We start from the raw sequence: 26994 nt of genomic DNA on the forward strand, positions 1-26994 counted from the left end.
GATCAACTCAATCAGTGCGCCGGGAGGCAACCTCATGGCAGAACCGAGCCGTTCGCCACGCGAACCCGTGGGAGACCACGCGGAACCCGACCGCCCCGGCGGTCCCGGACGGCGCAGGGTGCTGGCGTATCTGCTCGCCGCGCCGACGCTCGCGGTCGCGGCACGCATCGGTCTGGACGCGGCCGGCGGTGAGTCCGCCGAGGCGGCGGTGCCGTCGCTGCCGCAGCCCGAGGAGCTGTTCGACCTCGGTGACATGCAGAACCTGGCGGCGGCGCCCACGTCCGGTCTCATCTCGGTCCAGGTGCACGCGGACGGCACGGCCTCGTTCGCGGTGCCGCGCGCCGAGGTCGGCCAGGGCATGACGACCGCGGTCGCCATGATGATCGCCGAGGAGATGGACCTCCCGCTGGAGAAGGTGCGGGTGTCGCTGGCCGACGCCCGCCCGGAACTCCTGATGAACCAGATGACCGGCGGCTCCAACTCGATGCGCAGCATGTACCTCCCGGTGCGGTCGGCGGCGGCCGTCGCCCGGCAGCGCCTCGTCGCCACGGCCGCGCTGCGCTGGGGCGTGCCGGAGTCCGAACTCACCACCGCGGACGGCGTGATCAAGCACAGCTCGGGCCGGAGCGCGACGTACGGGTCGCTGGCCGAGGCCGCCGCGAGCACGGTCACCGTCACCGTCGGCGCCCACCTCAAGGCCCGGTCCGAGTTCAAGGTGCTCGGCACCCCGCGCAACCGCATCGACGCGCGCGACATCGTGACCGGACGCAAGAAGTTCGGCATGGACATCCAGGTCCCCGACGCCAAGCCGACGATGGTGCGCAGGCCGCCCACGGTCAACGGCACGGTGGTGTCCGTCGCCAACGCCGCCGCGGTCAAGGCCATGCCCGGCATCACCGACGTCGCCACGCTCAAGCACGGCGTGGCCGTCCGGGGCGAGACGTTCGGCCAGTGCATCGACGCGCTCCGGGCGCTCGACGTGACGTGGGGCCCCGGCACCGTCGACAAGGAGTCGGACGCCACCGTCCTCGCCAAGCTCAAGGCGGCGACGCTGCCCATGGTCGTACCACCGCTCCTCACCAAGAAGATCGACGCGGAGTTCACCTTCGCGTTCGCCAGCAACAGCCCGCTGGAGCCGGACAACGCGATCGCCGACGTGCGGTCCGACCGGGCCGAGATCTGGGCGAGTCTCAAGTCGCCGATCGTGGCGCAGGGCGACATCGCGGCCCGGCTCGGGCTGCCGCTGACCGCCGTCAAGGTGCATGTGGTGGAGGGCGGCGGCTCGTTCGGCCGGCACCTCTTCCACGACGTGGCCGCCGAGGCCGCGGAGATCTCGCAGAAGATGGGCAAGCCGGTCAAGCTGTCGTGGTCGCGGACCGACAACTTCCGGCAGGGCAGGACCCACCCGATGTGTGTCTCACGGGTGCGTGCCACCTACGCGCTCGGCAACGTCCTCAGCTACGAGCACCGCCACACCAGCTCCGAGACCGACTTCGGGCACGGGCTCGGCGAGATGATCACGTCGACGGCGGCGAAGCTTCCGGTGGCGGGCAACCTCACGTTCGCCGAGACGATCTTCCAGCTGACGCAGTCCACGCCGTACAACTTCGGTGCCGTCACGCAGCTCCTCAACGAGGTGCCGCTGAAGTTCAACACCGGCAGTATGCGCAACATCTACTCGCCCAACGTGGCGTGTGCGCGGGAGCTGATCGTCGACCAGCTCGCCGACAAGATGGGCAAGGACCCTGTCGCGTTCCGGCGGGAGTTCGTCAAGGAGGAGCGGCTGCGTGCCGTCCTCGACAAGGCGGCCGAGGCCGGTGAGTGGGGCAGGAAGCTGCCGGCCGGTGTCGCGCAGGGCATCGCGCTGCACACCGAGTACCGGGGCGCGGTCGCCACACTCGTGGAGATCGACTGCCGGCCCGAGACGGTGAACCGGAAGGTCAGGGACGGTGTGACCGGCCCGCGCGTGACCCGGGCCCTGATGGTCGTGGACGCCGGTTTCGCCATCAACCCGCGTGGTGTGGAGGCCCAGATGATGGGCGGCCTGAACGACGCGCTGGCGATGGCGCTGACGTCCAGCCTGCACTTCAAGGACGGCATCCCGCTCGAAGGCAGCTGGGACAACTACTTCTACACGCGGCAGTGGAACACCCCGCCCGAGCTGCGCGTCATCGTCATGCCGTCCAGCGGTGACAGGCCCTCGGGGGCGGGCGAGCTGGGTGTCGCGCCCGCGTTCGCCGCGATCGCCTGCGCGTACGCGCGCGCCACGGGCACGCTGCCGACCAGCTTCCCGATCAACCACGCCACGCTCTCCTTCGACCCGCTGCCGCTCGAACCGTCCACGCCGCAGTCCCCCACCGACGGTCTCGACCGCGCCTTCTGAGGAGTTCCCTTTCATGCCCAGTCACACCTTCAAGCTCAACGGCGAGCAGATCACGGTCGAGGCCGAGGACGACGTACGGCTCCTGTGGGTCCTGCGCGACCTGCTCGGCGTCACGGGACCCAAGTACGGCTGCGGCCTCGGTGTCTGCCAGGCCTGTACGTCGCACATCAACGGCAAGGCGTTCAATCCGTGTTCGGTGCCGGTGTCGAAGATCGGCGCCGAGGACGAGGTCACCACGATCGAGGGCCTGCCCGCCACCGTGGGCAAGGACCTGCACCCGATGCAGGAGGCCTGGCTCGACATCGACGTCGCGCAGTGCGGGTACTGCCAGCCGGGACAGATCATGACCGCGGTGGCCAAGGTGCGTCAGGCGGCCGAGGCCGGCCGTGAGATAACCGACGCGGACCTCGACGAGATCCGCAACATCTGCCGCTGCGGCACGTACACCCGCATCCGCGAGGCGATCAAGGCGGGCGCCAAGAACATGTGACCGTCTCAGGTGAGCGGCCGGGGCGGCGCGGGGCCCCGGCCGACGTCGCGTACGAGGTCCAGGCCGAGCACCCGGTCCACGTACGCGAACGTCTCGAAGAGCGCGCCGGCCGGGGCGTCGCCGGAGTGTTCGAGGCGGTGCAGGGTGCGCAGCACACCCGGCACGTCGAGGTCGTCCTCCAGGCAGTCGCGGATGCTGTCACGGGCCGGGCCCGGCATGGGCCGGGACGGGCTGTCCGCCCAGGTGGCCACCGCGTGGCGCCAACGCAGCAGGGTGTGGTGGGCGGCGGACACGGCGTGCGGCGTGAGGTGGAAGGGCTCGGTACGCGGCTGGGTCAGCAGTGCGAGGCGCAGCGACAGCGGGTCGTCGCTCCGCTCCGTGGCGCGCTCCACGGTGTGGGTGTCGCCGACAGCGATACGGATGACGTCCCCCGCCTCGTCCGTCTCGTTCGCCGCTTGGTGGGTGTCGACGACCCGGACGGCGAACGGGCCGCCGAGTTCCTGCGCCGTGCCATGCTCGTCGCCGTGCGCGGCGGCCGGGTGCATCCCGAGCTCCGCGGCCCGCGCCTGAAGCGCCTCGCGCCGCTCGTCGGACCCGTCGGGGCAGATCAGGCCCGTGTACGCGATGGTTCCCGCCAGTTCGAGGACGCGCGTCAGGACGTCCGCGGTCAGCATCGCCCGTACGTCGGAGAGTGTCCCGCCGCCGCCAGGGAGCCGCACGGGCACACCGATGCGCACCACGCTCCGATGCATGACGGGAGCTACAGGACGGCCCGAGGGGGCATCGACGAGGTGCAGCATGGCGCAGAGCCTATGCGTTACCCACCGCCCGCGCCGAGACGTGCGGCGCAATCCTTTCATCGCGTGTGGCGGAACATCCGCCGGTCACCCGGCCCCCGCGTCAACTGGGAAAGACCACCGAGTGGTTGGCCTTGTCCCTCACGCGTGGCGGAGCATCCCTCCGCTCAGGGCGAGGAGGGCGACGGCGGCGGCCTGGATCGCGGCGACGACGGTGATGAGCAGGGGAATCGACACGTCGTACAGCACCCCGGTCAGCGTGCCTCCGGCGAACGCCGCCGCGCCCACGACCGCCGCGAAGACCCCGTACGCCGTGGCCCTGCGGCCGGGCGCCACGAGGTCGGCGACGGTCGCCCGCAGGGTGGACTCCTGTACGCCGGTCGCCGCGCCCCACACGAGGGAGCCGAGGACGACCGGGGTGAGGGACGCGGTGAACGCGAGCGCGGGCACGGCCGCCGAGAGGAACGGCAGGACGATCAGCACACGAGGCCCGACCCGGTCGTACATCCACCCGGTGGCGAGGGCCGCGACCGCGGCGACGGCCATCGCGGCCGCGTAGATCAGGGGGACGGCCGCCGTCGGCAGGAGGCCGCGGGCGACCAGGTGGTAGGAGAGCACGCCGAACGTCGCGAAGCCCGTCATGGTGGCCGCGGTGAAGCTCGCGTACACCCAGAAGGCGCGGGGCAGGCGGGCGCCGGGTTCCTGCGGTGCGGCCTCGGGGGTCACGGCGCGTTCGTAGGCCGCCGGGTCGGGGACCTTCCGGCGCAGCCACGTCAGCACGGCGAGCACGGCGATGCCGGGCAGCGCGAGGATCCCGAGCGAGGGCGCGTAGTCGTTGCCCGTCAGGGCCAGCATCCCGGCCACCGTCAACGGGCCGAGCAGCGCTCCCACCTGGTCCATCGCCTCGTGCACGCCGAAGCCCCGGCCACGCCCGGTGGCCGCCGTCGCATGGGACAGGAGTGTGTCCTTGGCGGGTGAGCGCACCGCCTTGCCGACGCGCTCGGCGATCACCAGAGCGCACGTCACCCACAGCACCCCGGACACACCGAGCACGGGGACACTGACGACGGTCAGCGCGTAGCCGCTGATGGCCCAGGCCCAGAACCGGCCGCTGCGGTCGGCCATGGGCCCCGAGCCGAGCCGCAGGACGAGAGCCGCGGCCTCCCCCGCCCCGGTCACGATGCCGATGAGGGCCGCCGACGCGCCCAGCGAGGCGAGGAGGGGGCCGGTCACCGAGCGGGCGCCCTCGTACACCCAGTCGGCGAGCAGGCTGATCGTGCCGAACCAGATCACGAACCGCCAGGGCCTCATGACTGTCGCCTCTTCGCTCATCCGGCTTCCCGCCCGCCGTCTTTCGGGTGTGGCGGGCGCGCCCGGACCGATGATTCCGCGCCGTGCGGGGAGTCTTCCCTTCGACCACACACTGAAGAAGGTGGACCGATGACCAGCTTGCAGGACATTCTCGCGCCGCGCGTCCGTGACGGCTCGTTGCCGGGAGCGGTGGCTCTGGTGGCCCGGGGTGACCGGGTGCGGGTGGAGTCCGTCGGCTCGGCCGATGTGGACGGCGGCGCTCCGATGGCGCGGGACTCGATCTTCCGGATCGCCTCCCTGACCAAGCCTGTCGTGGCCGCGGCGCTGATGATGCTGGTCGACGAAGGACGCGTCGCGCTCGCCGACCCGGTCGGCCGGTGGCTGCCCGAGATCGCGGAGCCGGTCGTGGTCCGCGCACCGGACGCCCCGGCCGACGACGTGGTCCCCGCGGCCCGCCCGATCACGGTGGCCGACGTGCTGACGTCCCGCGCGGGGTGGGGCTTCCCGTCCGACTTCTCGCTGCCTGCGGTCCAGCCGCTGTTCGCCCTGCAGAAGAACACCCTCAGGCCGCTGCTCGTACCGCCGCCGGACGACTGGATGGCAGACCTGTCCCACATCCCTCTGCTCGGGCAGCCCGGTGAGGCATGGCTGTACAACACATGCTCCGACATCCAGGGTGTGCTGATCGCCCGGGTGTCGGGGAGTACGCTGCCGGACTTCCTGGCCGAGCGTGTCTTCGAGCCGCTGGGGATGGCCGACACCGGGTTCGAGGTGCCGGCGGGCAAGCTCGACCGGTTCACCACGTCGTACCGTCCGCGTCCTGAGGGCGGGCTCGAAGTGGCGGACACCCGCGACGGGCAGTGGAGCAGCCTGCCGAAGTTCGCGTCCGGTGGGGGTGGTCTCGTCTCGACGGTCGACGACTGGCACGCCTTCGCCAGGATGCTGCTCGCGGAAGGGACCGTCGGCGGCAGGCGTCTGCTGTCGGCCGACGCCGTGCGGCAGATGACGACGGACCAGCTGACGCCCGCGCAGCGCGAGGCCGCGAGTCTGTTCCTGGAAGGGCAGGGCTGGGGCTACGGCGGCTCGGTCGACATCGCACCCGTCGACCCGTGGAACGTGCCGGGCCGCTACGGCTGGGTCGGCGGCACGGGCACGTCGGCGCACCTCGTCCCGTCGACGGGCACGGTCAGCGTCCTGCTCACGCAGGTGGAGATGACCGGGCCCGTCCCGCCGCCGCTGATGCGGGAGTTCTGGGGGTACGCGGCGGGCTTTGCCGGATAACGGGTCCCCCCCGGCAGCACAAGGCCCCCGGCGCGAGATCGGCGCCGGGGGCCCAATGACTCAGGAACTCGATCTGTCAGTGCGCGATCGAGTCGATCAGCTCACGCGCCCCCTGCCGCAGCAGCGCCACCGCGACGGACGTGCCGAGCGTCGCCGGGTCGAGCGGACCCGCCCACTCGTGCGCGTTGATCACGGTCTTCCCGTCGGGCGTGAACACGCAGGCCCGCAGCGACAGGCCGCCGCCGCGCTCCGCCCTGGCGAATCCGGCGATCGGGCTGTTGCAGTGGCCCTGGAGCACGTGCAGGAACATGCGCTCCGCGTTCGCCTCGCGGTAGGCGTCGGGGTCGCCGAGCCCGGAGATCGTGTCGATCAGCTCGGTGTCGCCCTCACGGCACTGGAGCGCCAGGATCCCCGCGCCGATCGGCGGGCACATGACCTCCGTCGACAGGATCTCGGTGATCACGTCGGTCCGCCCGATGCGTTCGAGGCCCGCGGCGGCCAGCAGGAGCGCGTCGGCTTCGCCCGCCGCGAGCTTCTCCAGACGCCGGTTCGCGTTGCCCCGCATCGGCACGCATTCGAGGTGCGGGTACGCGGCGGCGAGCTGGGCGATGCGCCGCACGGACGAGGTGCCGATGCGCGTGCCGGGCGGGAGCTCGGCGAGCGTCAGGCCGCCGGGGTGGATGAGGGCGTCCCGGATGTCGTCCCGCTTGAGGAACGCGGCGAACACCGTGCCGGCGGGCAGCGGCCGGTCGGCGGGGACGTCCTTGACGCAGTGCACCGCGAGGTCTGCCTCACCGGCGAGCAGGGCGGCGTCCACCTCCTTGGTGAACGCCCCCTTCCCCTCGACCAGGGACAGATCGCCCATCCACTTGTCGCCGGTCGTCTTGACGGGGACGACCGTGGTGCGGATCTCCGGGTGGAGGGCGGCGAGTTCGGTGCGTACGCGTTCCACCTGGGCCAGCGCCATGGGCGAGTCGCGGGACACGATACGGATCAGTTCAGGGGCGGACATGCCCCCCACGATAGGGGGTCACGCCCGCCCCTCTTCACGTGACGGGGTCAGCTTCAGGGCGTGAACTTGTCACCCGTCACCGTGACCTGGCGTCCGGCCGAGGTGTCGGTGGACGTACTGCTGAGGCAGCTGCCCGACGCGGGGTCGGTGACGGTGGGGAGGCTGCCGGTGTACTTGGTGCCGGCCTCGGTCCCGACGGGCTTGCCATAGGTGACCTTGACCTGCTGTGAGCAGCCCGCCGTCAGATAGGGCTCGATGAATCCTTGGTCGGAGGCCTTGAACCGGCCCGAGGCGATCGGCAGGCGGAAACTGCCGATGTGCGCGACGTTCGCGCCCGTCGCGGTGTTGACGACCTCACCGTTCATGAGCTGCGTCGTCCCGTCGTCGCTGACTCGCTCCAGCTCGACGGCGTACATCGTGCCCTTGGTGTACGGGAACTGGACGGCGCAGCTGACGCCCGCGCCGCCGTCGGCGCCGTACTTGCAGTGGCTGTCGGTGGTCGTGGCGTTGGCGTTGAAGGAGCTGAAGATCGCCTGGAGGGTGGGCTTGCCGTTGACGGCCGGCTTGGGCTGGAAGCCCGCGTACGGCCGGGTCCCGCTCTCCATGGTGAGGAGGTACGCGAAGTACATGCCGGACGCGTCGGGGGCCGACTCGAACGACATCGGCAGGGTCAGCTTCGTGACGGGGGTGGGGGCGCCCGTCGACCAGCGGACGGTGGGCGTGGAGGCCCAGGACTGTCCCGCGGCGCCCAGGGTGAGCAGCGCGGCGGCTCCGGCGGCGGTGGCCAGACGTGACAGCTTCATCGTCTCTCCTCGGATCTCGTTGTGGGGTACGGCTTCCGGGTCAGTCGGTGAGCGTGCTGGGGTCCACGGGCGGCTGCGGCAGCTTCAGCGCGGCCAGGGCGTCGACGCCCGCGGCGTCGATGGGGAGGGCCCACTTGTGGACGAAGAAGTCGGTCAGGTCGTGGCCGGCGACGCGGCTCGCGTAGGAGGCCAGGGCGAGGTACTGGCGGCCGTTGATGACGGGGTCGTTGGTGTAGTCCTCGACGGGTGCGTCGTCCTGGTGCTCGGCGCGCACGAGCTGGTGCAGCTTCGGCCAGAAGTCCTCCCCGAAGGCGAGCTCCAACTGCCGCAGCGGGACCAGCCTTTCGTACGCACCGAAGGACTTCTCGTAGGCCAGACCGGGGGTGCCGAGCTTGGCGAGGGCGGTCTGGTAGTAGTTCAGGCCGGTCTTGGGGTCGACGGTGAGGAGGTTGGTGGGCTGGCCGAGGGTGCGCTGCGCGGCCAGGGAGTAGATGTTGACGGTGACCTCGGTCAACTGGTCGGCCTGGTAAGCACCTTGCTGATGGAGGTGGCCGAGCTCGTGGTAGAGACCCCAGCCCCGGTTGGCGAGCCCGTCCACGGTGCACAGGCGGTCCATGTACGCACGGGGGAAGCCGTTGTAGCCGTGCCACGCGAACGCGCCGACGCCGCTCGGCACGACGCTGACCTCGTGGAAGACGTAGCGGCCCGCCTTGGGCTTGTCGAGCGGCCCGCTTCCGTCGAGTCCGCTGATGCGGGCGTGGGACTCGATGACCGTGTCGAAGAGCCGCATCAGGGCGGTGTGGTCCTCACCCCGGTAGAGCAGCGCGCCCTCGCGGGTCAGCGTGAGGATGGCATGACCGGAGGTCAGTTCCACCCACGGCACGTCGGTGATCTCGTCCAACTGCCTCTGGAACGTGGCCTCGTCGGTGCGTCCGAGCTCGAAGGCCGCCATGCGCGCGGTGTCCGCCCCGAAGGTGACGGTGGCGGCCTGCCCGTGCCCGGCGAAGCTCAGGTAGACGGGGCCGCCGTGGGCGTCGGTGACGGTGTTCCGGCCGGGCCGCAGCGGGTAGGGACGGGGCCTGCGGATGGTGGTGTCGGGGTTGTAGCCGTCGTGCGTGCCGATGTGCAGGGTCGGTACGGCGTCGCCGGCGGGGCGGACGGTCACAGTGACGGGGGTGCCGGGCCGGGCGTAGCGGCCCGTGGGAATGAAGTCGCTGGCGCGGAGCGAGCGGGCGAGGCGCTTGCGTTCCGTCTCGGCGTCCGCGAACGCCTTGATCAGGAGGGTGTCGCCGCCGGGACCTGGGGCCCCTGCGTCGGCTACGGCGGTGCCCGTCCCGAGGAAGGCGGCAGCCCCGGCGCCGACGAGGCCGGCGAGCACGGCGCGGCGGCCGGGGGCCAGGAGGGCGGACGGGCGTGCGGTGGCGGCCGGGGACAGAAGGGGCCGTCGGGCAGGGCGCATCGGTGAACTCCCGTGAGAGGAAAGGACATCGGGGGGCGTGCCGGCTGCGCGACAGCATGTAAGCGTTTGCTACCCGCCCGCAAGGGGGCCCGTGAAGTTACTGTCTTTTACTATGGCGGCGGTGGTGCGGCGGGTAGTAACCGCTCACATTCGGACGGGTTTTGGTGCCTCCCCCTTCACCCGCCCCCCCCGTCACGCGCCCGCCCTTTCCCAGGCGGCACGAGCGATGGTCCCGTGCGAGCGACGGCTCGGATCAGCCGTGTCACCCTCCGCCCATCCCGCCCTGCGCCGCCACCATCGTCACGCCGAGGCCGCCGATCGCCTTGCCCAGGCCGGGGGCCAATGTGTCGAGGCGTGCCGTCAGTTCTTCGATGCGATGTTTGCGGGCGTGGGCGTCGGCGCGGGAGACGACGGAGCGGATGCTTCCGGCGGCGGCGAGGGCGACGAGTGCGGCGTCGGCGGGGTCGATCTGCTCGACGGGTCCGGTGCCGTGCAGGAATCCGGTGGCCGTGGCCTGGAGGGACGTGACGGCGGACGCGTCCCGTACGGTGACCACGCGCCGGGTCCGGCCGAAGGGCTTCGTCCGCTCGGCCACGTCCAGCACCCCTTGGGCGACGAGCCGGTCCTCGACGGCGTGCAGGGTCTCCTTGCGGTCGTGCCTGATCCAGGACTTCCAGCCGCGCCGGTCCTGCGCGATGTGGCCGAGGGCCAGATCGAGGACCGGGTCGCCGGTCGGGCCCGGCCGGGCCGCCGACACGTTCCCGTCGGATTCGACGACGTTCCCCCGGATCGCCAGTTCGGCCAGGACCGCGGCGCGGAGCAGGAAGCCGGTCCGCGTGCGGTCGTAGAGATCGTGCGCGGCGGTGTCATAGGCGGTGAGGTACATCCGGCCGTAGAGATGCTGCGTCATGACATCGACGCTACGACGGTCGTGGCCCGCGTGTGGTCCGGCCGGCAGTTGTCAGGCGAGCTCGCGGACGTAGGACTCCAGGAGGTCGGCGAGTTCTTTCGGGTGACTCAGCGCCGCCAGATGTCCGCCCGGGACTTCGTCGGGGGTGATGCCGAGCCGGTCCTGGGCCACCCGGCGCTGGAAGTCGGCGGGGAAAAGGCGGTCGTCGCGGGCTGCGATCACGCGGGTAGGCACCGCCGGCCACACGTCGAGGGGGAACGGCTCCGCGAAGGCCGCGTCGGACTCGTCCTGCATGTGGTCGGCCGACTCGTCGATCAGCTCCTGTGACAGGTCGTGCAGGAAGTACGTCACCGGGTCGAACTCCCCGTCGGGGTCGCGGCCCTCCCGCACGTCGTTCGCGCGGCGGGCCGCCTCATGGCCGGTGTGTTCCCACCACTGGCCCGCCGTCTCGCCCGGCTTCGGGATCATCCCGTTGACGAGGACCAGGAGCGACACGGGGAGCCGCACGCAGACGAGCGGCGCCGTGAACGCGCCGAGGGACTGCCCCACGACCACCAGATCGGTGCGGTCACCGACCGCGTCGGCGACTACGTCGGCGTACCGCGCGAGTCCGGCCCCGGTGTCGGGGCCGGGGAGGTCGACGGCGACCACGTCGCGCCCCCGGCGGCTCAGTTCCTGACCGGCGAGATGCCAGTACCAGGCCGAGCCGCCGGCTCCGGGGATCAGTACGTACGTGGTCATGGGTACCTCCGCGATAGGGCCGTCGGTCCTCCAGGGTCTTTCGTTTGGATCAGGCCCCGCGAGCCCGGCGTGATCCAAACGAAAGACCCTAGGTGACTCTCGGCCCCGGCGGAAGTCATCGCATGTCGACGGGGCGCTCCTTGGACTCGAAGGGGAAGCGGCGGCGGAAGTCGTCGGCCGCGTCCTCAAGGGTCACGAACGAGACGCCCTCGTGCCCGCGGACGTACTCGATGAAGCGCTCCAGCATCAGCAGCACCTGCGGGCGGCCGGAGACGTCCGGGTGCAGGGTGACGGGGATGACCGCGTAGTCGAGCTCGCGGTGAACCCAGTCGAACTGGTCCTTCCAGTCCTGCTCCAGGGCACGCGGGGACACGTAGCCGTGGCTGTTGTGGGAGTGCTTGTTGAACATCATGGGCGGCAGGTCGTCGACGTACCAGTTACCGCAGAATTCGACCAGGTCGACCTCCTGGCCGTGGATGAGGGGCTTCATCCAGTCCTTGGCCTCGGCCTTGTAGTCGATCTTCGTCCAGGAGTCACCGACGCGGGCGTAGAACGGGGTGAAGTCCCGGTAGTTCTGCGAGTGGTCGTAGCTGAAGCCGTACTTGTGGAGCAGGGCGGCGGTCGACTCGGACATCTCCCACCAGGGGGCGACGTAGCCCTTGGGCTTGCGGCCCGTGAACTGCTCGATGAGCTCGACGGACTTGGCGAGGACGTCCTCCTCCTGCTGCGGCGTCATCGCGATGGGGTTCTCGTGCGAGTAGCCGTGCGCGCCGACCTCGTGGCCCGCCTCGACGACCATCTGCGTCTGCTCGGGGAACGTCTCGATCGAGTGGCCGGGGATGAACCACGAGGTGCGGATGTCGTAGCGCTCGAACAGCTTGAGCATGCGGGGGGTGCCGACCTCGCCGGCGAAGACGCCGCGCTGGATGTCGTTGGGCGAGTCCTCGCCGCCGTACGAGCCGAGCCAGCCGGCGACGGCGTCGACGTCGACGCCGAGTGCGATCTTGATGTCCTTCATGGGAACGGTTCCTTCGGTCAGAGGGCGGAACGGATACGGATGACGGCGGCGTCGACCGCGGCGAGGTCGGCCGGGGTCCACTCGCGCTCCGAGAGGCTGTGGACGGAGATCCAGCCGGTCATGTCGCCGCCGGTCTCGACGGGGGCGAGCGTCTGGGCCTTGACGCCGTAAACGTCGATCAGGGCCTGCGGCGGGTTCGGGGCGTCCCGGAAGTGGGGCTGGATCAGCGTCTTGCGGTGCTCTTCGAGCCACTCGACGGTGTTCAGGCGGCGCTGGTCGAGCGAGGAGTCGCGGCGGATCGAGCGGACGCCCTCGCCGAGGGCCTCACCTGCGGTGATGCCGACGTTCAGGTCGTGCTCCGGCAGGTCCACACGGAACGTGGTGCGGTCGGCGCCGGTCTCGGCGAGCAGGCCGGTGAGGGTGTCCTGGATCAGGGCCCGCAGGCTGCCCGAGCGCAGCAGGTCGCCGTGGCCGGTGATCTTGGGCGCGGCGCCCGCGAGGTCGAGGGCCTTCCAGAGGGTGACGGTGACCGAGTCGAACACCGGGATGTTCAGGGTCTTCTCGAGGCGCTCGGCCTCGCCGGCGCCGTGCACGTTGGTGCACAGGACGGTGACGGCGTGGACGTCGCCCTCGGCGGCCTGCTCGATCTGGCGGGCGACGTCGGCGGCGGGGATCCGGCCGAAGGCCTCGTTGTCGTCCTCACCGAACGGCTCGGCGAGGGAGAGCTCGATGCCTTCCTTGGCGTACGTCGCGACGATCTGGTCGCACACGTCCTGGGTGTAGGGCGCGGCGAGTCCGAGCCGGGTGACGCCGTAGGCCTTGCAGGCGTCGAGGAGCGCGAGGGTGGAGGTGGTCGCGGGGATGCCGGTCTCGGCGGTGATCGCGGCGGCGAGCGCGCGGTCGCGTTCGATGCCGAGCCACGAGCCCGAGGTGCCGTTCCACGCGATCACGTCGACCTTGGCGTCGGCGAGCTGGCGGGCGGCGGCGAGCATCGGCTCCAGGTCGAACTGCGAGTCGCTGTCGCCGTCGAGGGCGATGCGGGTGACCGGGACGCGGGCGAAGTGGGCGGTCGCGGCGTCCGTGCCGTGCAGGAGCTTGTAGGTCTCCGGCTCAAGGGCGGTGTTGGACGACGGGGTGAGCATTCCCAGACGGGGCGGATTGTTGGTCATCCGGTGGCAAGCCTCTTCGAGTAGTCGATGACGAGGGACGAGAGGGTGAACAGGACACCTGCGCCGACGAAGTACATCAGAGCCCAGGTGTAGGACCCGGTGCCGCCCACGATGAAGCCGACGGCGATCGGGGTGACGATTCCGGCGATGTTGCCGGAGAGGTTCATGGCGGCGCCGACGACGCCGGCGTTGGCGCGGCCGCCGAGGATCGACGGGAGGGACCAGAAGAGGCCGGCCCAGCGCAGGAAGAACAGGACGACGGAGAGCAGCGCGACGGCGGTCATGGCGTCCGGGACGAGGATGACACCGAGGAGTCCGGCGACTACGGCAACGCCGGCGATTCCCATCAGGGTGCGCATCACAAGGTTGCAGCTCGCGCCGGCGGCCTGCCAGCGGTCGGAGATCCAGCCGCCGATGAGCTCACCCACGAAGCCGGCGCCGAAGATGGCGAGGGTCGACCAGCCGATGGTCTTGATGTCGAAGCCCTTGGACTCCGACAGGTACAGCGGGCCCCACGTGAGGATGCCGTAGAAGACGCCGTTGAAGCCCATCCAGCCGAGACACATGCCCCAGAAGGAGCGGTACTTGAGGTAGGCGCTGAGGGGGTTGCGCTTGTCGGTGCCGACCTCGGCGTCCTCGGAGGCGTGGGCGCGCTCGATGAAGTCGGCCTCGGCCTGGTTGACACCGCGGTGGGCGCGCGGGGTGTCGCGCAGGAACCAGAGGGCGAAGATGCCGATGGCGGCGGTGAGAATACCGGCGATGACGAAGCTGATGCGCCAGCTGCCGGTCCAGGCTATGAGGCCGGAGATCGCGATGCCGCCGAGCGCGGAGCCCAGGGGCGCGCCGCCGTCCATCAGCACGGCGCCGCGGCCGCGCTCCTTGGCGGGCAGCCAGGTGGCGTTGAGCTTGCCGCCGGCGGGCATGACCGGGGCCTCGACGGCGCCCAGGAGCAGGCGGAACCCGAGGAGGGAACCGACGCCGGAGGCCATGCCGGTCAGACCGGTCGCGAGGCCCCAGCCGACGCAGGCGCCGCCGGCCATGTACCGGGGGCCGAAGCGGTCGATGAGCCAGCCGCTGGGGATCTGCATCAGGGCGTACGTCCAGAAGAAGGCGCTGAGGACGAAGCCGGTGACCTCCTTCGTGAGGTGGAGGTCCTTGGTGATGAGCGGCAATGCCACGGAGACTGAACCGCGGTCGATGTAGTTGAGCGAGACTACGCCCAGCAGAAGGAGGAAAACCTTCCAGCGGGTGCGGGAGGGCCGGACGGCGGAGGGGGCGGACCCTCCATCGGTCTCGGCTCTCTCTCTTGCGGTGGAGCTTGGGTTGACCTGCGACATGGCGGACCCTCTATTCGGCAGACATCGGGTACGTGCTGACGTGCAACTTCCGCGTTATGGCATCCCAAACAATGAAGGGAACTCCAGGGCCTCGTCAAGCGTTTGGTATACCGTAAGAGCAACTTTTCGGGGAGGACAGATGACACAGGCCCAGACGCCGGGCGCCACACCCCTGACCGGGACCGTGTGGCTGCGCGATCAGGTCTGCGAGGGGATCCGCGACCGGATCATCACCGGCCGGCTCAAGCCGGGCGACCGCCTGGTGGAGCGGGATGTGGCCGAGGAGTTCGGTGTCTCCCGGATCCCGGTGCGCGAGGCCATCCGCATCCTGATGAGCGAGGGTTTCCTCCAGGCCCTCTCACCACGGCGGATCGTCGTCAAGGAGCTCTCGCGCCAGGATGTCGTGAACCTCTTCGACATGCGCGAGGCCCTCGAGGTGCTCGCCGCGCGGCGCGCCGCGGAGAACGCGGACGAGACCCAACTACGTCAGTTGAAGCGCCTGTTGGAGAGCGCCCGCAAGGCCACGCTCGCCGGGCGTCCCGAGCGGGTCTCCCATGCCAACACCGCCTTCCACCACCACATCGTCGAGATCGCGGGCAACGAACTCCTCGCCGCCACCCTCGAACCTCTGGAGGGCCGGCTGCACTGGCTGTTCCACCAGATCGACGACCCCAGCTCGGTGTGGGACGAGCACCGCTGCCTGTACGAGACGATCGCCGCGGCCGACGCGGAGGCGGCGGCCGCGTGCGCGCTGAGGCATGTGCGCCACTACCGGAAGGTGGCCCTGACCCTCCTGTTCGACGGGGCGAACGCGCTGACGCCCGCCGATGCGGCTCCCGTCGTGAGCTGATTCGGCGGGCCGACTCCCGGCCCGGCCGGTCTGGTCACTGAGCGTACGGCTGGCAGCAGCCCGCTCTCGCGCTCAGTGACCGGCGACCAGCTTCACCCCCACGACTCCGAGGCCGATCGCCGCGTCGACCCCGGCGGCCAGGCACGACACGAGAAGCCCCCCGCCCATCCGGCGGCCGCCCGCGAAACCCCAGAGGGCGAGCCCCGCGATGTCCGCGCCGACCGCGGTCCACAAGGCCGTGGTGAGATGCAGGACCCCGGCCGCCGACAGCACGTCCATCAGCAGCGGGCCCGCGGCGGAGGACAGCAGAGGGCTGGAGACGAACAGCATGTGCCGCACCTCGGCGCGGTCCGGGAATCCCTTGTTCACCACCCGGTGCGACTGCACGTCCGCCACGAGCGTGGCCAGCCACAGGCCGACCGCCGTGCCCGCCACGTAGACGGCGGCGGTCCAGTGCTCCGTGTGCGGGTTCTGCGCGAGCCCGACGACCACGGCGACCATGGTGATCGCCGCGTAGATGCGCTCTTTCAGCCGCTCGCGCAGCGTGTCGAGCAGCGCACCGTTCTTCTCTGTCTCTCCAGCCATGGCCGAACAATAAGTGCAGCGCCCAACGGGAGATCCTCTCCCCCTGGACGCTGCACCAGTAGCTTTTTTCGGCCGCTCTACGGCAGGCGGGCCACTCCGGCGTAGATTCCGCCGTTCTCCTGGCGCGGCGCGTCGCCCTGGTACCACTCCGTCGCCGTCACCAGGCCGGGCTGCACGAGTTCGAGCCCCTCGAAGAAGCGGCTGACCCCCTCGCGCGAACGGAACCCGAGCTCGATGCCGCCCTTCGCGTACTCAGCCGTGATCTGCTCCGACAGCTCCGGGAAGATGTCGGACGACGCGTGCGACAGCACGAGGTAACTGCCGGACGGCAGCGCGTCGAGCAGCGTGGAGACGATCTCGTACGGCTGCTGCTTCTCGGAGATGAAGTGCATGAGCGCGATGAGCGAGAGCGCTATCGGCCGGTCGAAGTCGAGCAGCTTGCGGGCGTGGTCGAGGATCTCGGCGGGCGAGCGCACATCGGCCTGGATGTAGTCGGTCATGCCCTCGGGGTGGCTGACCAGCAGGGCCTCGGCGTGCCGCAGGACGATGGGGTCGTTGTCCGTGTAGACGACGCGGGAGGCGGGCCGGATCTTCTGCACGATCTGGTGCAGGTTCGGCGCGGTCGGGATGCCCGTGCCGATGTCGAGGAACTGGTCGACGCCGTCGGCCGCGAGCCAGGCGACGGCACGGTGCATGAACTCGCGGTTCTGGCGCGCCGCGTCCTTCGCCTCGGGCGGCAGCTGCTCCCCCACCGCCTCGTCCACGGGGTAGTTGTCCTTGCCGCCCAGGAGCCAGTCGTAGACGCGGGCCGGGTGGGGCCTGCTGGTGTCGATCCGGGGGCTGGGTGCTGCCGTCATGACGAACTCCGTAGCGCGAGGGCGGAGGGGAGGAGGCGTGTCGTGGCCGGGTCGCCCGCGTCCGCCCCGGCCCGGGGAATCACTGTGATCACGCAGTCTGCCACAGCAACTCGATTGTCTGTACGGGTGGTTGGCGGGCGACCCGGGACCGGTCAGCTCACGCTGAGCGCGGTGTCGTCGACGACGAAGGACGTCTCGAGCTTGGACCCTTCGGTGCCGGTGAGCTGCACCTTCACGGACTGCCCCGCGTACGCGCCCAGGTTGTACGTCTTGAGGGCGTAGCCGGAGGCCGCGTCGAGGTTCGAGTACGTGCCGAGCGTCGACAGGACGGTGCCGGCGCTGTTGAGGACCTGCACCTTGAGGGTGTCGTACGCGGAGGTGGTGGTCGTCTCGGCGGTGTCGATGTGGAGGTAGAGGCGGAGGGTCGCCGCGCAGCCCGTCGGGATGGTCACCGTCTGGGAGAGGGTGTCGGTGTGGGCCGTGCCGTAGCCGCCGAGCCAGGCCTTGTAGGTGCCGGTGCGGGCTGGTTCGGCGGGGTCGTTGGTGATGACGCCGGCGGAGGCGGTCCAGGTGGTGTCGCCCGACTCGAAGCCCGGGTTGCCGAGGATCTGGGCGGCGGTGCAGGTGGTGCCGCCGCCGTCTCCTCCGCTGCTGCCGCTCGCGCCGGAGAGCCATTCGGTGGCGTTGAGGGCGAGGGCCGCGTCCGTTCCGGCGGGGTCGTCCCAGCCGTTGTAGAGGGTGTTGCCCGGCTGGCCGGTTCCGTCGTCGATCGGGGAGCTGTCGCCCCAGAACGCGACGCGTCCGCTGCCGAACGTGCTGGTCGCGAAGAAGGCGCCGGTGTTGCCGGAGTAGCCGGTGCGGTAGACGAGACCCTTGACGGCGGGGTTGTCGGCCGGCTTGAGGGTGGCCGTGGTGCCGTTGCGGATGATGCTTCCGCCGACCTTGCCGAACGACCCGTTGATGACGGGGTCGGTGCTGGAGGTGATGGCCTTCGGGTTGTCGGTGGCGATGTTCAGCACGTCGACGGAGAAGCCGAAGGGGTCGGTGGAGTCGACGCTGTTGTTGGTCATGACGTCGTTGATGACCTTGAGCGCGTCGGCGCCGTCGTTGTTGCGGTCCGCGCCGTTGTGGTCGGAGATGAGGAAGAGGCCGCCGCCGTTCTTCACGAACGTCATGACGGCGGTCTTCTCGGCCGCGCTGAGCAGGACGTTCGGCTCGGGCAGGACGAACGTGTCGAAGTTCTTGAGGTCGAGCGCGGACGACGTCCCGTAGGTGATGGTGTTTCCGGCGGGCAGCGTCTTGAGCGAGTAGTTGCCGGTCTTCTGGAGGCCGACGCCCCAGGCCGAGATGGCTCCGGTCCAGTCGGTCTCGGCCGTCGGGTTCGCCTTCTGGCCGAGCGGGTCGGGCTGGCTGGTGCCGATGATCCAGTCGGCGTTGCCGGCGGTCTCGGCCTTGGTGTTGTCGAAGAGCACGCGGTGGGGGGTCGCGAGGGCGGCGGGTGCGGCGTGGGCCTGGGGTGCGGTCCCGGTCGGTGCGGCGTCGGCCTGGCTACCGGTCATGGCCGGTGTGGCGCCGGCCTGGGCTGCGGTCACGCCGGCGAGCAGCATTCCGAAGACGGCGGCCGCGCAGGCGACGCGGCGGCGGGGACGTCTGGATCCGAGCATCCGTCATACCTCCGTGAGGGGTGGGATGAAGGTGGTACGGGCGTCGAGTCTGCGCGCGTAGAACTTCGTCCGCGGGGAGACGGAGTCACGCGCGATTGAACAGTACATGGCAATCAGATGCCCGGACAGGGCCTCGGCAGGAGCGGGTTTCCCCGTTGGCGCCCGCGGCCCCACGCGCGGGCCTTCCCCTTGGGCGCCCGTAGGCCGTGGGCGGCGGAAGGACCGCTGCCGCCGACCTTTACGATGACCGGAAGCCGCCCTTGAGACGGCGGATCACCGGTCGGGGTCGGGAGAGGCCAGCAATGATCATTTTCGGTACGCGGGGATATCTGTACCAGCTCGCGATGCTCACGTTCGTGTGCGGCAACTGCGGCAACCCCGCGGCGCACGCGCTGCGCAAGTACGTCACGAAGTTCACCCTGTTCTTCGTCCCGCTGTTCCCCATCTCGACCAAGTACCGGTCGCAGTGCACGTTCTGCGGGATCGAGCACCAGATCGCCAAGGAGCAGGCCGAGGCGCTTCTCGCGCAGGCCGCCGCGCCCGCCGCGTACCCGGCGCAGGGCCAGCAGCAGCCGGGCCAGGCATACGGCCAGAACCCGTACCAGCGCTAAAAGCGACAGAGCAGCCGGTCAGGGGCGGGCGGCGAACGGGGCCGTGAGGCGCAGCCGCCAGTCCCGGTCGGTGCGGACCACCAGGTCCGCGCGCCAGGCGGTCACCCGCAGCGGGAGCAGCGGCCGCACCTTCTCCCGTACGAGCTCCGCCTCTTCGGGGCTCGCCCCCGTCACGAGCGTGACGTGCGGTTCGGGGCGCTGACCGAACCGGCCGCCGTAGGGCGCGATGTGCGGCCACCGTGCGTAGAACGCGTCGGCCAGGGGGCGCAGCGCGGGTACGGCCATGCCGACGAAGCCCGGCGCTTCGGCGAAGTCCGTCAGCTCTGTCTCGACGGTGCGCAGCGATGCCGCGAGGTCACGCACCTCGGCGTCGACGCCGGCCGTCACCTCCTCCGTGGGCAGGAACGGGTAGAGCAGCGACACGTGGGCGGGCAGGCCCTTCCTGACGAGGTGCGGGGTGACCTGCGCCGCGGCTTCGAGCAGCGGGTTCGCCTCGGGCAGGATGATGACCAGCGCGCTCCGGTCCTCCGGGGTGCGCCCCTCGCGGACGGCCGCCATGGCCACCTCACTTCTCACGTGCGTACGCGTGTGGGGGCGGACCGGGAACGGTCCGCCCCCACACATGTTCTCAGCCCCGCGCGGAACCGCGGCGCTTGCGCGTCGCCCACACGAGGCCGCCGCCCGCCACGATCACCACGGCCGCGGCCCCGGCGATGATCGGCGTGGCGCTCGACGAACCCGTCTCGGCGAGGTCACCCGAGCCGGTGCTCGGCTTGGCCGACGGCACGGCGGCCGCGGAGCTGGTGGCCGTGCTGGGCTCGGTGCTCGGCGCCGAAGCGGACGGCGCGGGGCTCGACTCGGCCGGGCTCGACTCGGTCGGGGTCGGCTTCGGGGTGTCCGACGGCTTCGGAGTGTCGGCGCACACCGGGGCCGTCTTCGTCTCGTCGCGCGAGTACTGGTCGCCGTCGCTCGCCTTGACGACGAGACGGACGGTCAACTCCTTGCTGTGCTCGGGGAGTTCGAGCTTCTTGTGGAATTCCCCCTTGAACGACTCGGTGGGCAGCAGGTCCTTTCCGTCCACCGTGACGTTCACCGTGTTGTCGGCCTTGGTCCCGTACCTGGTCAGGTCGAGGGTGACCTGGGAGCAGGTCACCTCCCATACGGGTGTGTGCGCCTGGGCGGGGGCCGCGAAGAGCCCCACGCCGAACGCACCTGCCGTGGCGGCCGCTATGAGAGCGCCCGACGTCCGCCACGTCTTCTTGTTCTCGGTCACCGAATTGTCCTCCGTGGTGTCGCCCCGTTTGATGGTGCGCGCACCCTACTCCTGGCGCGCACGGGGCTCGCGACCACCTCCCCCTTTCTCATATCCCCCTGGATCAAAAGGAGTTGGGAGCGTCACCGAAGTCCGGGATGTCCAGGCGCACACCGCCGCGGAGGGCCGACTCGTGGGCGATGATGCCGGGCAGCGTGTAGCGGGCGGCGACCCAGGCGTTGACCGGCGGCAGGGTCCGCGTGGTGACGGCGGTGACGAAGTCGTCGGCGAGGAAGTGGTGGCTCCCTTCATGGCCGTTGGGCATGTGGTCGTACACCCTGGGGAGCCGGGCGCGGTCGTGGACGGGGGCGGAGCCGGAGGTGAAGGCGTCTCTGAGGGCGGGCGAGATGTGCTGGAGCGACGGGTCGTCGGCGGCCAACGTCGGCTTGGGCAGGAGGAGTTCGGAGATGTCCCGCACCCCCTTCTTGTCCTGCCAGAAGCTGACGGTGGCGAGCTGCTCCATGCTGGCGTCCGTCCCGAAGAACCGGAAACGCGATTCCCTGATGTGTGATGGGTAGCCGACACGGCGGAACTCGTTGGTACGGAACGATCCGCCGCCGGCGACCTCGAAGAGCGCGGTCGCGTTCGACAGATCGTTGCCGAACTGGCTGATCTCCTTGTCGAAGACGCCGTCGCCCCGCTCGTCGGGCACACCGATCGCGGAGACGCTGACGGCGCGGGTCTGCCAGGCGCCGAGGACGCCGCCGACGGAGTGCGTCGGGTACAGCATGGGCGGATAGCTGGCGGTGGCCTTCCAGCCGGGGCCGCCGCTGTAGCGGTAGGCGTCGTAGAACCCGAGGTCCATGTCGTGGACGTAGTCGCCCTCGGCGTAGAAGAGCCGGCCGAACGCGCCCTCGGCGATCTGGTTGCGGGCGTGCACGGTGGCGGGGTTGTACTGGCTGGTCTCGCCCATCATGTACGTCAGCCCCGTGTCACGCACGGCACCGACGATGGCGGCGATCTCGTCCTGGCTGACCGCCATGGGCACGGCCGAGTAGACATGCTTCCCGGCCCGCAGCGCCTTGAGGACGAGCGGCCCATGGGTCCACCGCTGGGTGAACACGGCGACGGCGTCCACAGCATCGGACTCGAGCATGGCGTCGAACGACACAAACGTCCCGGCAAGCCCCTCAGCACCGACAAGCCGCTCGGCCCGCTCGGGCAGCAGATCAGTGACGTACACATCGCTCACACCCGGATGAGCGTGGAACAACTTGGCGAACTGCCCGGAGAACTGCCCGGCACCGACGATGCCGACGGAGAACGTCATACGGATCCCTTCACACGGGGTACGCACTTCGGGTCACAACCGGTGCCCACGATGAAGGCCCGGGCGGGATTGGTCCAGACGTGTACGCGTCACACCTCCGGCGGGCCTGCACTTCGCGCACGTTCCCGGCGGCGCGCGGTGGCTGCCCCGCACGGCTCGGCGCATGGTGGTGGTGCCGGAAATGTCCGTGGCGGGGGAAGCAGACAGGGAGTGTGAACGATGGCCGGGACCCCGAGGGCATCCGACGGCGTGGAGGTTCAGCGCAGCGACTTCGGGCGGCGTGTGGCGACACGGCGGGAAGCTCTCGGCCTGTCGGTCCCGCAGCTGGCCGAGCGCGTGGGCGCCTCCGAGTCCTACGTGCGTTACGTCGAGACCCAGCCGGCCCGCCCGGGGAGCGGGTTCGTCACGCGGTTGGCGGACGCCCTGAACACGACCACGGACGAGCTCGCCGGAGGCACGTACGAGACGCCGCCCGGCGTCGCCGACGCGTCCCGGTCGCCCCGCCTCGTGAAGCTGTCCGAGGAGGAGTGCCGGGCCCTCCTGTCCACGCACGGGGTGGGCCGGATCGGTCTCCAGCGGGCCGACGGGCCGCTGATCCTGCCCGTGAACTACACGGTCGCCCGTGACGGCTCGATCGCGTTCCGTACCGATCCCGGTACCGTCACGGCCGCCGCCGAGGGCCAGGTCGTCGCGTTCGAGGTGGACCGGATCGACGACGCGATGAGCGAGGGCTGGAGCGTGCTCGTCGTCGGCCCCGCGACCGCCGTACGGGACCCGGCCACCGCGCGTGAGCTGGCCGAGCTCGCGTACTCGACGCCCTGGGCGGGCGGCGACCGGAACATGTGGCTGGTGGTGACACCGCGGCGGACGACCGGGCGCCGGGTGATCAGTTCCCTGGACCTGGACACGCCGTACGAGCCGCGGGAAGAGGCGAGCGACCGCTGAGCGGAATTCCTTACCTCCGTGAGCGGACGGACCCCGCGCCCCACGCCGGTGGGACCCCTGCCGTTGATCACCCTCTTACCCGTCTCACAACCATCTCTTGACAGACCGTAGGCCCCCTCTCACCGGCCGCAATTAGCGTCCTGCCGTGCGATTGACAGATGGACACCAGCCGACACAGCGAGTGAGCGTGGTCGTGATCGCGCACGACGACGCCGTGCACGTACCTGACGCCGTGCGGTCCGCGCTGGCCCAGGGCGAGCACGTCGCCGAGGTCATCGCCGTGGACGACGCGTCCGGCGACGACACCGGCGAGGTCCTCGACCGGATCGCGCGCAAGGACCCCCGCGTGAGGGTCGTCCACCACACGGTGAACAGCGGGGGCTGCGGAACGCCCCGCAACACCGGCCTGCGGCTGGCCACCGCGCCCTGGGTGATGTTCCTGGACAGCGACGACGTGCTCCCGCCCGGAGCGATCGACCGGCTGCTCGGCGCCGCCACCCTGCACTCCGCCGACGTCGTCGCCGGCGCGTGCCTGCGCCGGGAGATCCCGGACGGGCGCGAGGTGCGCTGGCAGCCCCAGCTCTACGAGGCCGAGGCCCTGCACGAGGACACGTCCGCCTGCCCCGAGCTGCTGCGCGACACGGTCTCCGTGAACAAGCTGTACGCGCGCGAGTTCCTGGACCGGCACGGCATCCGTTTCCCGGACGGCAGGTTCCCGTACGAGGACTTCGTCTTCACGGCCCGCCTCTACGCCGCCGCCGCGCGGCTCGTGGTCGTGCCCGATCCGGTCTACGTGTGGCAGGTGCGCCGCCAGGCCCGTCGGCTGTCCATCTCGCTGGCCCGCGACACGATCGGCAACTGGCGCAGCCGGGTCGCGGCCCAGCGGTTCGCCGTCCACACCCTGGAGCACGGGGGCCACGGCCTGCTCGCGGACGCGGCGCGCGTGCGGTTCCTGGAGCACGACCTGCGCATGTACCTGCGGGAGCTGCCGCTGCGCTCCCCCGACTACCGCGAGGATTGGTGGCGCGACACGCGGTCACTCCTCGAAGGCGACGCGCGCATGGAGCAGGCGGTCAACTCGGCCTCGGCGCCCGCGCGTTGGGCCGCGCTGACGGTGCTGGCCGCGCCGGGCCCGCTGCCGGACGACGGCCTGCGGCGGCTCGCGGCGCTCGCGGGGAAGCCGGGACGGCTGCTGCCGCCGTACGCCGTCGGGCCGTCGGGCGCGCCGGTGTGGTCCGAGACGCTACCCACGGAGCTGGCCGGGCTCGACACGCTCGCCGCTTGCGACCTGCCCGTCACCGTCGACGCCAAGGTCACCCCCGGCGCGCGCACCCGCGTCGACCTCACCCTGCACGACCTGTACGGCGGCCTGGGTGCGGCCGGGCCCGAGAGCGTCGAGCTGGAACTGGTGGACCGGGCGACGGACCGGGTGGGCCTGACGGTCCGCGCGACGTGGACCGCCACGACGGGGGCCGACGGCGACACGCAGATACCCGCCCACGCGCCCACCCCCACGGCGCCCGGCGACGCCTCCTGCCCCACCAATGCCCCCGGCAGCTGGACCGCCCGCATAGACGGCCTCGAACTCGCCGGTCTCACCGCCTCCGGCCCCGTCGCCGCATGGGACGTACGCGCCCGCCTCCACTTCCGGGACGGCTCTGTGAACGAGACCACCGTGCGCGCCGTGCGCGCGGGCCTGCGTCGCGTCGCCGTGCCCCACCCGCGCCGCATCCTCGTACTCCTCCAGCCGTACGCCACGCACGACGGCTCGCTCGCCTTCCGTGTCGCGCCCGGCGTCCGGGGAGCCCTGCGCATCGCGGGCGCACGGGCCGGACGCGTCCTGCGCGACCGTCTCCCCGCCCGCCCCGACCCCACACAGCCCGCCACCCCCACCACACCCGTTCGTCCCGCCGGAGACCCCACATGACCTGCCCCGACGTCACCTTCGTCGTCACCGCCCACAACGCCCAGGGACGGCTGCGCGCCGGTGTCGGCAGTCTGCTCGGCCAGCGGGCGGCCCTGGAGTCCGAGGTGATCGTCGTCGACAACCGTTCGACCGACCTCACCGGCTCCATCGCCGACGAGCTGGCGGCCGAGCACGCCTCGGTACGCGCCCTGCGCCTGACCGAGCCCCGATCGCCGGGCGCGGCGCGTGAGGCCGGTGCGCAGCTCGCGCGCGGCCGGTACCTGCTGTTCCTCGACGGCGGCGACGAGCTCACGCCGGGTGCGCTGGACGCGCTCGGCGAGCGCCTGGCCGAGGCCGGTGAGCCCGATGTCCTGCTGTTCGACCACGCGGGCGTCGACTGGCGCGGCGACCGGACGCCCGGCGGCGACAGCTGGCGCCTGGCGCGGGCCGGCCGCACGGCCGCTCCCCTGGCACAGCGCCCGTGGCTGCTGCGTACCGCCCGTGTCCTCGCCAACCGCCTGATCCGGCGGGACCTGCACCTGGCGCACCGGGACCTGTTCGAGCGGGAAGGCCCCGACGAGGCGCTCGCCGCGTACGGGAGCCTGCTGGCCGCGGAGGAGGTCGCCTGCCTCGACCACGTCTGCGTGCTGCGTCACGAGCCGACGGGCGACCGGCGCTCCGCCGTGCCCGCCGATCCGTACTTCGAGCTCTTCGACGACTACGAGCTGCTGCTGGCGTACGCCGAGGAAACGGCCGTGCGGAACACGCTGTTCGACCTGATGGTCCGTCACTACCTGGCGGTGGTCGCGGGAGAGGAGCTGCCGCGCGCGGACCGGGCCCGGTTCTTCCACCGCGCCTCGGCCGAGTTCACCCGGCACCGGCCGGAGGACTACCGGCGCCCCGACGGTCTCACCGGGATCCGGCACGCCCTGCTCGAACGCGACAACTACGCCGGTTACCCCGTGCTCCAGCAGGCGAATCGGAGCCGCCGACGGCTGCTCGGCGCGGTGGGCGCGGCCAAGAAGGGCGCGAAGGGGCGCGCCGAAGGGCTCTTCTACCAGGCCCGTTCGAAGGCTCCGCTCGACCCGGACCTCGCGGTGTTCTCCGCGTACTGGGACCGGGGTGTCACCTGCAACCCCGCCGCCATTTCCGCCAAGCTCACCGAACTCGCCCCGCACATCCGGCAGGTGTGGACGGTGCGCCGCGCGGGCCGCGCGCTCGTGGCGCCGGGCACCACCGTGGTGTCGCCCGGTGAGCGCGGCTACTGGGACACCCTGGCGCGGGCCACGTACTTCGTGAACAACGTCAACTTCCCGGACTCCCTGGTCAAGCGGCCGGGCCAGATCCACGTCCAGACGCATCACGGCACCCCGCTCAAGCGCATGGGTGTCGACCAGCTCGCGCACCCGGCCACTTCGCGCGGTGTCGACTACGACGCGCTGCTGGCGCGCTGTTCCCGCTGGGACTTCAGCGTCTCCGCGAACCGCCACTCGTCGGAGGTGTGGGAGCGCGCGTACCCGGTCGGCTTCACGTCGCTGGACACCGGCAGCCCGCGCAACGACATCTACTACCGGGCCACGGCCGACGACGTGCTGCGCGCCCGCGCCCGCCTCGGCCTCGAACCCGGCACCACCGCACTCCTGTACGCCCCGACGCACCGCGACCACGAGGCGGGCTGGACGCCCCGCATCGACCTGGAGCGCTTCGCCCGCACCCTGGGCCCCGGCTTCAAACTCCTGGTCCGCGGCCACTACTTCTACGACCGCGGCGCCTCACCGCTGAACGCGCTGCACCGCGACGGCTCGATCATCGACGTGTCGGACCACGACAGCGTGGAGGAGCTGGCACTCGCGTCGGACGCGCTCGTGACGGACTACTCGTCGCTGATGTTCGACTACGCCAACCTCAACCGGCCGATCCTCGTGTTCGCCGACGACTGGGAGACGTACGCGACGACCCGTGGCGTGTACTTCGACATCACCGAGGAGGCTCCCGGTGTCGTCGCGCGCACGCAGGACGAGCTTCAGGAGGCGCTGCTGAGCGGGGAGTGGCAGGGCGCGGAGGCGGCCCGGCGGCTCGACCGGTTCCGGGAGCGGTTCTGCGAGTTCGACGACGGCAACGCCGCCGAGCGCGTCGTGCGGCGGGTGTTCCTCGGCGAGACCCGGCTGCCGCCGGTCGTGCCGGTCGCCGAGCGCACGCCCGCGCCGACGCCTGCCGAGGCCGCGAGCGCGGCCCGTATCCCCGCCACGCGCCAGAGCGCGTCGCACGCCTCGCACTGACCCG

Annotated in this window: 24 protein-coding genes; 8 read left to right on the forward strand and 16 right to left on the reverse strand. The window is 71.1% G+C overall.

Annotated features, from left to right (window positions below; genetic code table 11):
• Positions 1-34: 34 nt before the first annotated feature.
• Complete coding sequence (locus ABZ893_RS13645) at positions 35-2383, forward strand: molybdopterin cofactor-binding domain-containing protein (RefSeq protein ID WP_361401708.1); 2349 nt, start codon at positions 35-37, stop codon at positions 2381-2383.
• A gap of 13 nt (positions 2384-2396) precedes the next feature.
• Positions 2397-2873 (forward strand): (2Fe-2S)-binding protein, encoded by a 477-nt coding sequence (locus ABZ893_RS13650; protein WP_361401711.1) that lies wholly within the window; start codon positions 2397-2399, stop codon positions 2871-2873.
• 5 nt (positions 2874-2878) lie between these two features.
• Here ABZ893_RS13650 and ABZ893_RS13655 read toward each other — a convergent pair whose 3' ends face one another.
• Together ABZ893_RS13655 and ABZ893_RS13660 are read right to left on the reverse strand one after the other, a co-directional pair.
• On the reverse strand, positions 2879-3673 hold the full coding sequence (locus tag ABZ893_RS13655) for a hypothetical protein (RefSeq protein ID WP_361401714.1): 795 nt from the start codon (positions 3671-3673) through the stop codon (positions 2879-2881).
• A 138-nt stretch (positions 3674-3811) separates the two neighbouring features.
• Positions 3812-4981 carry an MFS transporter gene (locus ABZ893_RS13660; RefSeq protein WP_361401717.1) on the reverse strand — a complete coding sequence of 390 codons (1170 nt, stop codon included), beginning with the start codon at positions 4979-4981 and terminating at the stop codon, positions 3812-3814.
• 129 nt (positions 4982-5110) lie between these two features.
• Between ABZ893_RS13660 and ABZ893_RS13665 the strand changes: the two genes are divergently transcribed.
• Positions 5111-6262: a serine hydrolase domain-containing protein gene (locus ABZ893_RS13665; RefSeq protein WP_361401720.1), complete on the forward strand. Its 1152-nt coding sequence runs from the start codon at positions 5111-5113 to the stop codon at positions 6260-6262.
• Positions 6263-6338: 76 nt separating this feature from the next.
• On the opposite strand, the gene hemC is transcribed toward ABZ893_RS13665, so the two are convergent.
• From hemC to ABZ893_RS13705, 8 genes are all read right to left on the reverse strand, one after another.
• Positions 6339-7274 (reverse strand): hydroxymethylbilane synthase, encoded by a 936-nt coding sequence (hemC, locus tag ABZ893_RS13670; RefSeq protein WP_361401723.1) that lies wholly within the window; start codon positions 7272-7274, stop codon positions 6339-6341.
• A 53-nt stretch (positions 7275-7327) separates the two neighbouring features.
• Positions 7328-8077 carry a hypothetical protein gene (locus ABZ893_RS13675; protein WP_361401726.1) on the reverse strand — a complete coding sequence of 250 codons (750 nt, stop codon included), beginning with the start codon at positions 8075-8077 and terminating at the stop codon, positions 7328-7330.
• Positions 8078-8117: 40 nt separating this feature from the next.
• On the reverse strand, positions 8118-9536 hold the full coding sequence (locus tag ABZ893_RS13680) for a M60 family metallopeptidase (RefSeq protein WP_361401728.1): 1419 nt from the start codon (positions 9534-9536) through the stop codon (positions 8118-8120).
• 262 nt (positions 9537-9798) lie between these two features.
• Positions 9799-10446, reverse strand: a complete 648-nt coding sequence (locus ABZ893_RS13685) for a GPP34 family phosphoprotein (protein WP_361401731.1) — start codon at positions 10444-10446, stop codon at positions 9799-9801.
• A 51-nt stretch (positions 10447-10497) separates the two neighbouring features.
• Positions 10498-11187 carry an alpha/beta fold hydrolase gene (locus tag ABZ893_RS13690; protein ID WP_361401732.1) on the reverse strand — a complete coding sequence of 230 codons (690 nt, stop codon included), beginning with the start codon at positions 11185-11187 and terminating at the stop codon, positions 10498-10500.
• Positions 11188-11302: 115 nt separating this feature from the next.
• Entirely contained in the window at positions 11303-12205 is a 903-nt protein-coding gene (locus tag ABZ893_RS13695; RefSeq protein WP_361401735.1) for a polysaccharide deacetylase, read from the reverse strand.
• A 17-nt stretch (positions 12206-12222) separates the two neighbouring features.
• Complete coding sequence (locus ABZ893_RS13700; protein WP_361401738.1) at positions 12223-13374, reverse strand: GAF domain-containing protein; 1152 nt, start codon at positions 13372-13374, stop codon at positions 12223-12225.
• Positions 13371-14711 carry an MFS transporter gene (locus tag ABZ893_RS13705; protein WP_361401741.1) on the reverse strand — a complete coding sequence of 447 codons (1341 nt, stop codon included), beginning with the start codon at positions 14709-14711 and terminating at the stop codon, positions 13371-13373. Before ABZ893_RS13705 ends, ABZ893_RS13700 begins: the two co-directional genes overlap by 4 nt.
• Before the next feature lie 139 nt (positions 14712-14850).
• Between ABZ893_RS13705 and ABZ893_RS13710 the strand changes: the two genes are divergently transcribed.
• Positions 14851-15561, forward strand: a complete 711-nt coding sequence (locus ABZ893_RS13710; protein ID WP_361401744.1) for a GntR family transcriptional regulator — start codon at positions 14851-14853, stop codon at positions 15559-15561.
• Between the two features lie 72 nt (positions 15562-15633).
• On the opposite strand, the gene ABZ893_RS13715 is transcribed toward ABZ893_RS13710, so the two are convergent.
• The 3 genes from ABZ893_RS13715 to ABZ893_RS13725 all read right to left on the reverse strand — a co-directional run bounded on the left by ABZ893_RS13715 (position 15634) and on the right by ABZ893_RS13725 (position 18667).
• Positions 15634-16146: a hypothetical protein gene (locus ABZ893_RS13715; RefSeq protein ID WP_361401747.1), complete on the reverse strand. Its 513-nt coding sequence runs from the start codon at positions 16144-16146 to the stop codon at positions 15634-15636.
• Between the two features lie 77 nt (positions 16147-16223).
• Positions 16224-17003, reverse strand: coding sequence for an SAM-dependent methyltransferase (locus tag ABZ893_RS13720; RefSeq protein WP_361401750.1), 780 nt, complete (start codon positions 17001-17003; stop codon positions 16224-16226).
• A gap of 152 nt (positions 17004-17155) precedes the next feature.
• On the reverse strand, positions 17156-18667 hold the full coding sequence (locus ABZ893_RS13725; protein ID WP_361401753.1) for a hydrolase: 1512 nt from the start codon (positions 18665-18667) through the stop codon (positions 17156-17158).
• A gap of 302 nt (positions 18668-18969) precedes the next feature.
• Between ABZ893_RS13725 and ABZ893_RS13730 the strand changes: the two genes are divergently transcribed.
• On the forward strand, positions 18970-19278 hold the full coding sequence (locus tag ABZ893_RS13730; protein ID WP_361401756.1) for a zinc-ribbon domain-containing protein: 309 nt from the start codon (positions 18970-18972) through the stop codon (positions 19276-19278).
• Positions 19279-19296: 18 nt separating this feature from the next.
• Here the strand turns inward: ABZ893_RS13730 and ABZ893_RS13735 are convergent, their stop codons facing one another.
• The 3 genes from ABZ893_RS13735 to ABZ893_RS13745 form a co-directional block, all read right to left on the reverse strand.
• Positions 19297-19854: a 2'-5' RNA ligase family protein gene (locus ABZ893_RS13735; RefSeq protein ID WP_361401759.1), complete on the reverse strand. Its 558-nt coding sequence runs from the start codon at positions 19852-19854 to the stop codon at positions 19297-19299.
• A gap of 52 nt (positions 19855-19906) precedes the next feature.
• Positions 19907-20551, reverse strand: coding sequence for an LAETG motif-containing sortase-dependent surface protein (locus ABZ893_RS13740; RefSeq protein ID WP_361401762.1), 645 nt, complete (start codon positions 20549-20551; stop codon positions 19907-19909).
• A gap of 103 nt (positions 20552-20654) precedes the next feature.
• Positions 20655-21860 (reverse strand): Gfo/Idh/MocA family oxidoreductase, encoded by a 1206-nt coding sequence (locus ABZ893_RS13745; protein WP_361401765.1) that lies wholly within the window; start codon positions 21858-21860, stop codon positions 20655-20657.
• A gap of 219 nt (positions 21861-22079) precedes the next feature.
• Here ABZ893_RS13745 and ABZ893_RS13750 point away from each other — a divergent pair, with 219 nt between their 5' ends.
• From ABZ893_RS13750 to ABZ893_RS13760, 3 genes are all read left to right on the forward strand, one after another.
• Positions 22080-22805 carry a pyridoxamine 5'-phosphate oxidase family protein gene (locus ABZ893_RS13750; protein ID WP_361401768.1) on the forward strand — a complete coding sequence of 242 codons (726 nt, stop codon included), beginning with the start codon at positions 22080-22082 and terminating at the stop codon, positions 22803-22805.
• Between the two features lie 145 nt (positions 22806-22950).
• Positions 22951-24732: a glycosyltransferase family 2 protein gene (locus tag ABZ893_RS13755; RefSeq protein ID WP_361401771.1), complete on the forward strand. Its 1782-nt coding sequence runs from the start codon at positions 22951-22953 to the stop codon at positions 24730-24732.
• Complete coding sequence (locus ABZ893_RS13760) at positions 24729-26990, forward strand: bifunctional glycosyltransferase family 2 protein/CDP-glycerol:glycerophosphate glycerophosphotransferase (RefSeq protein WP_361401774.1); 2262 nt, start codon at positions 24729-24731, stop codon at positions 26988-26990. Before ABZ893_RS13755 ends, ABZ893_RS13760 begins: the two co-directional genes overlap by 4 nt.
• Positions 26991-26994: the final 4 nt, after the last annotated feature.

The sequence above is a fragment of the Streptomyces sp. NPDC046821 genome (assembly GCF_040645335.1).
In the GTDB taxonomy this organism is placed as follows: domain Bacteria; phylum Actinomycetota; class Actinomycetes; order Streptomycetales; family Streptomycetaceae; genus Streptomyces.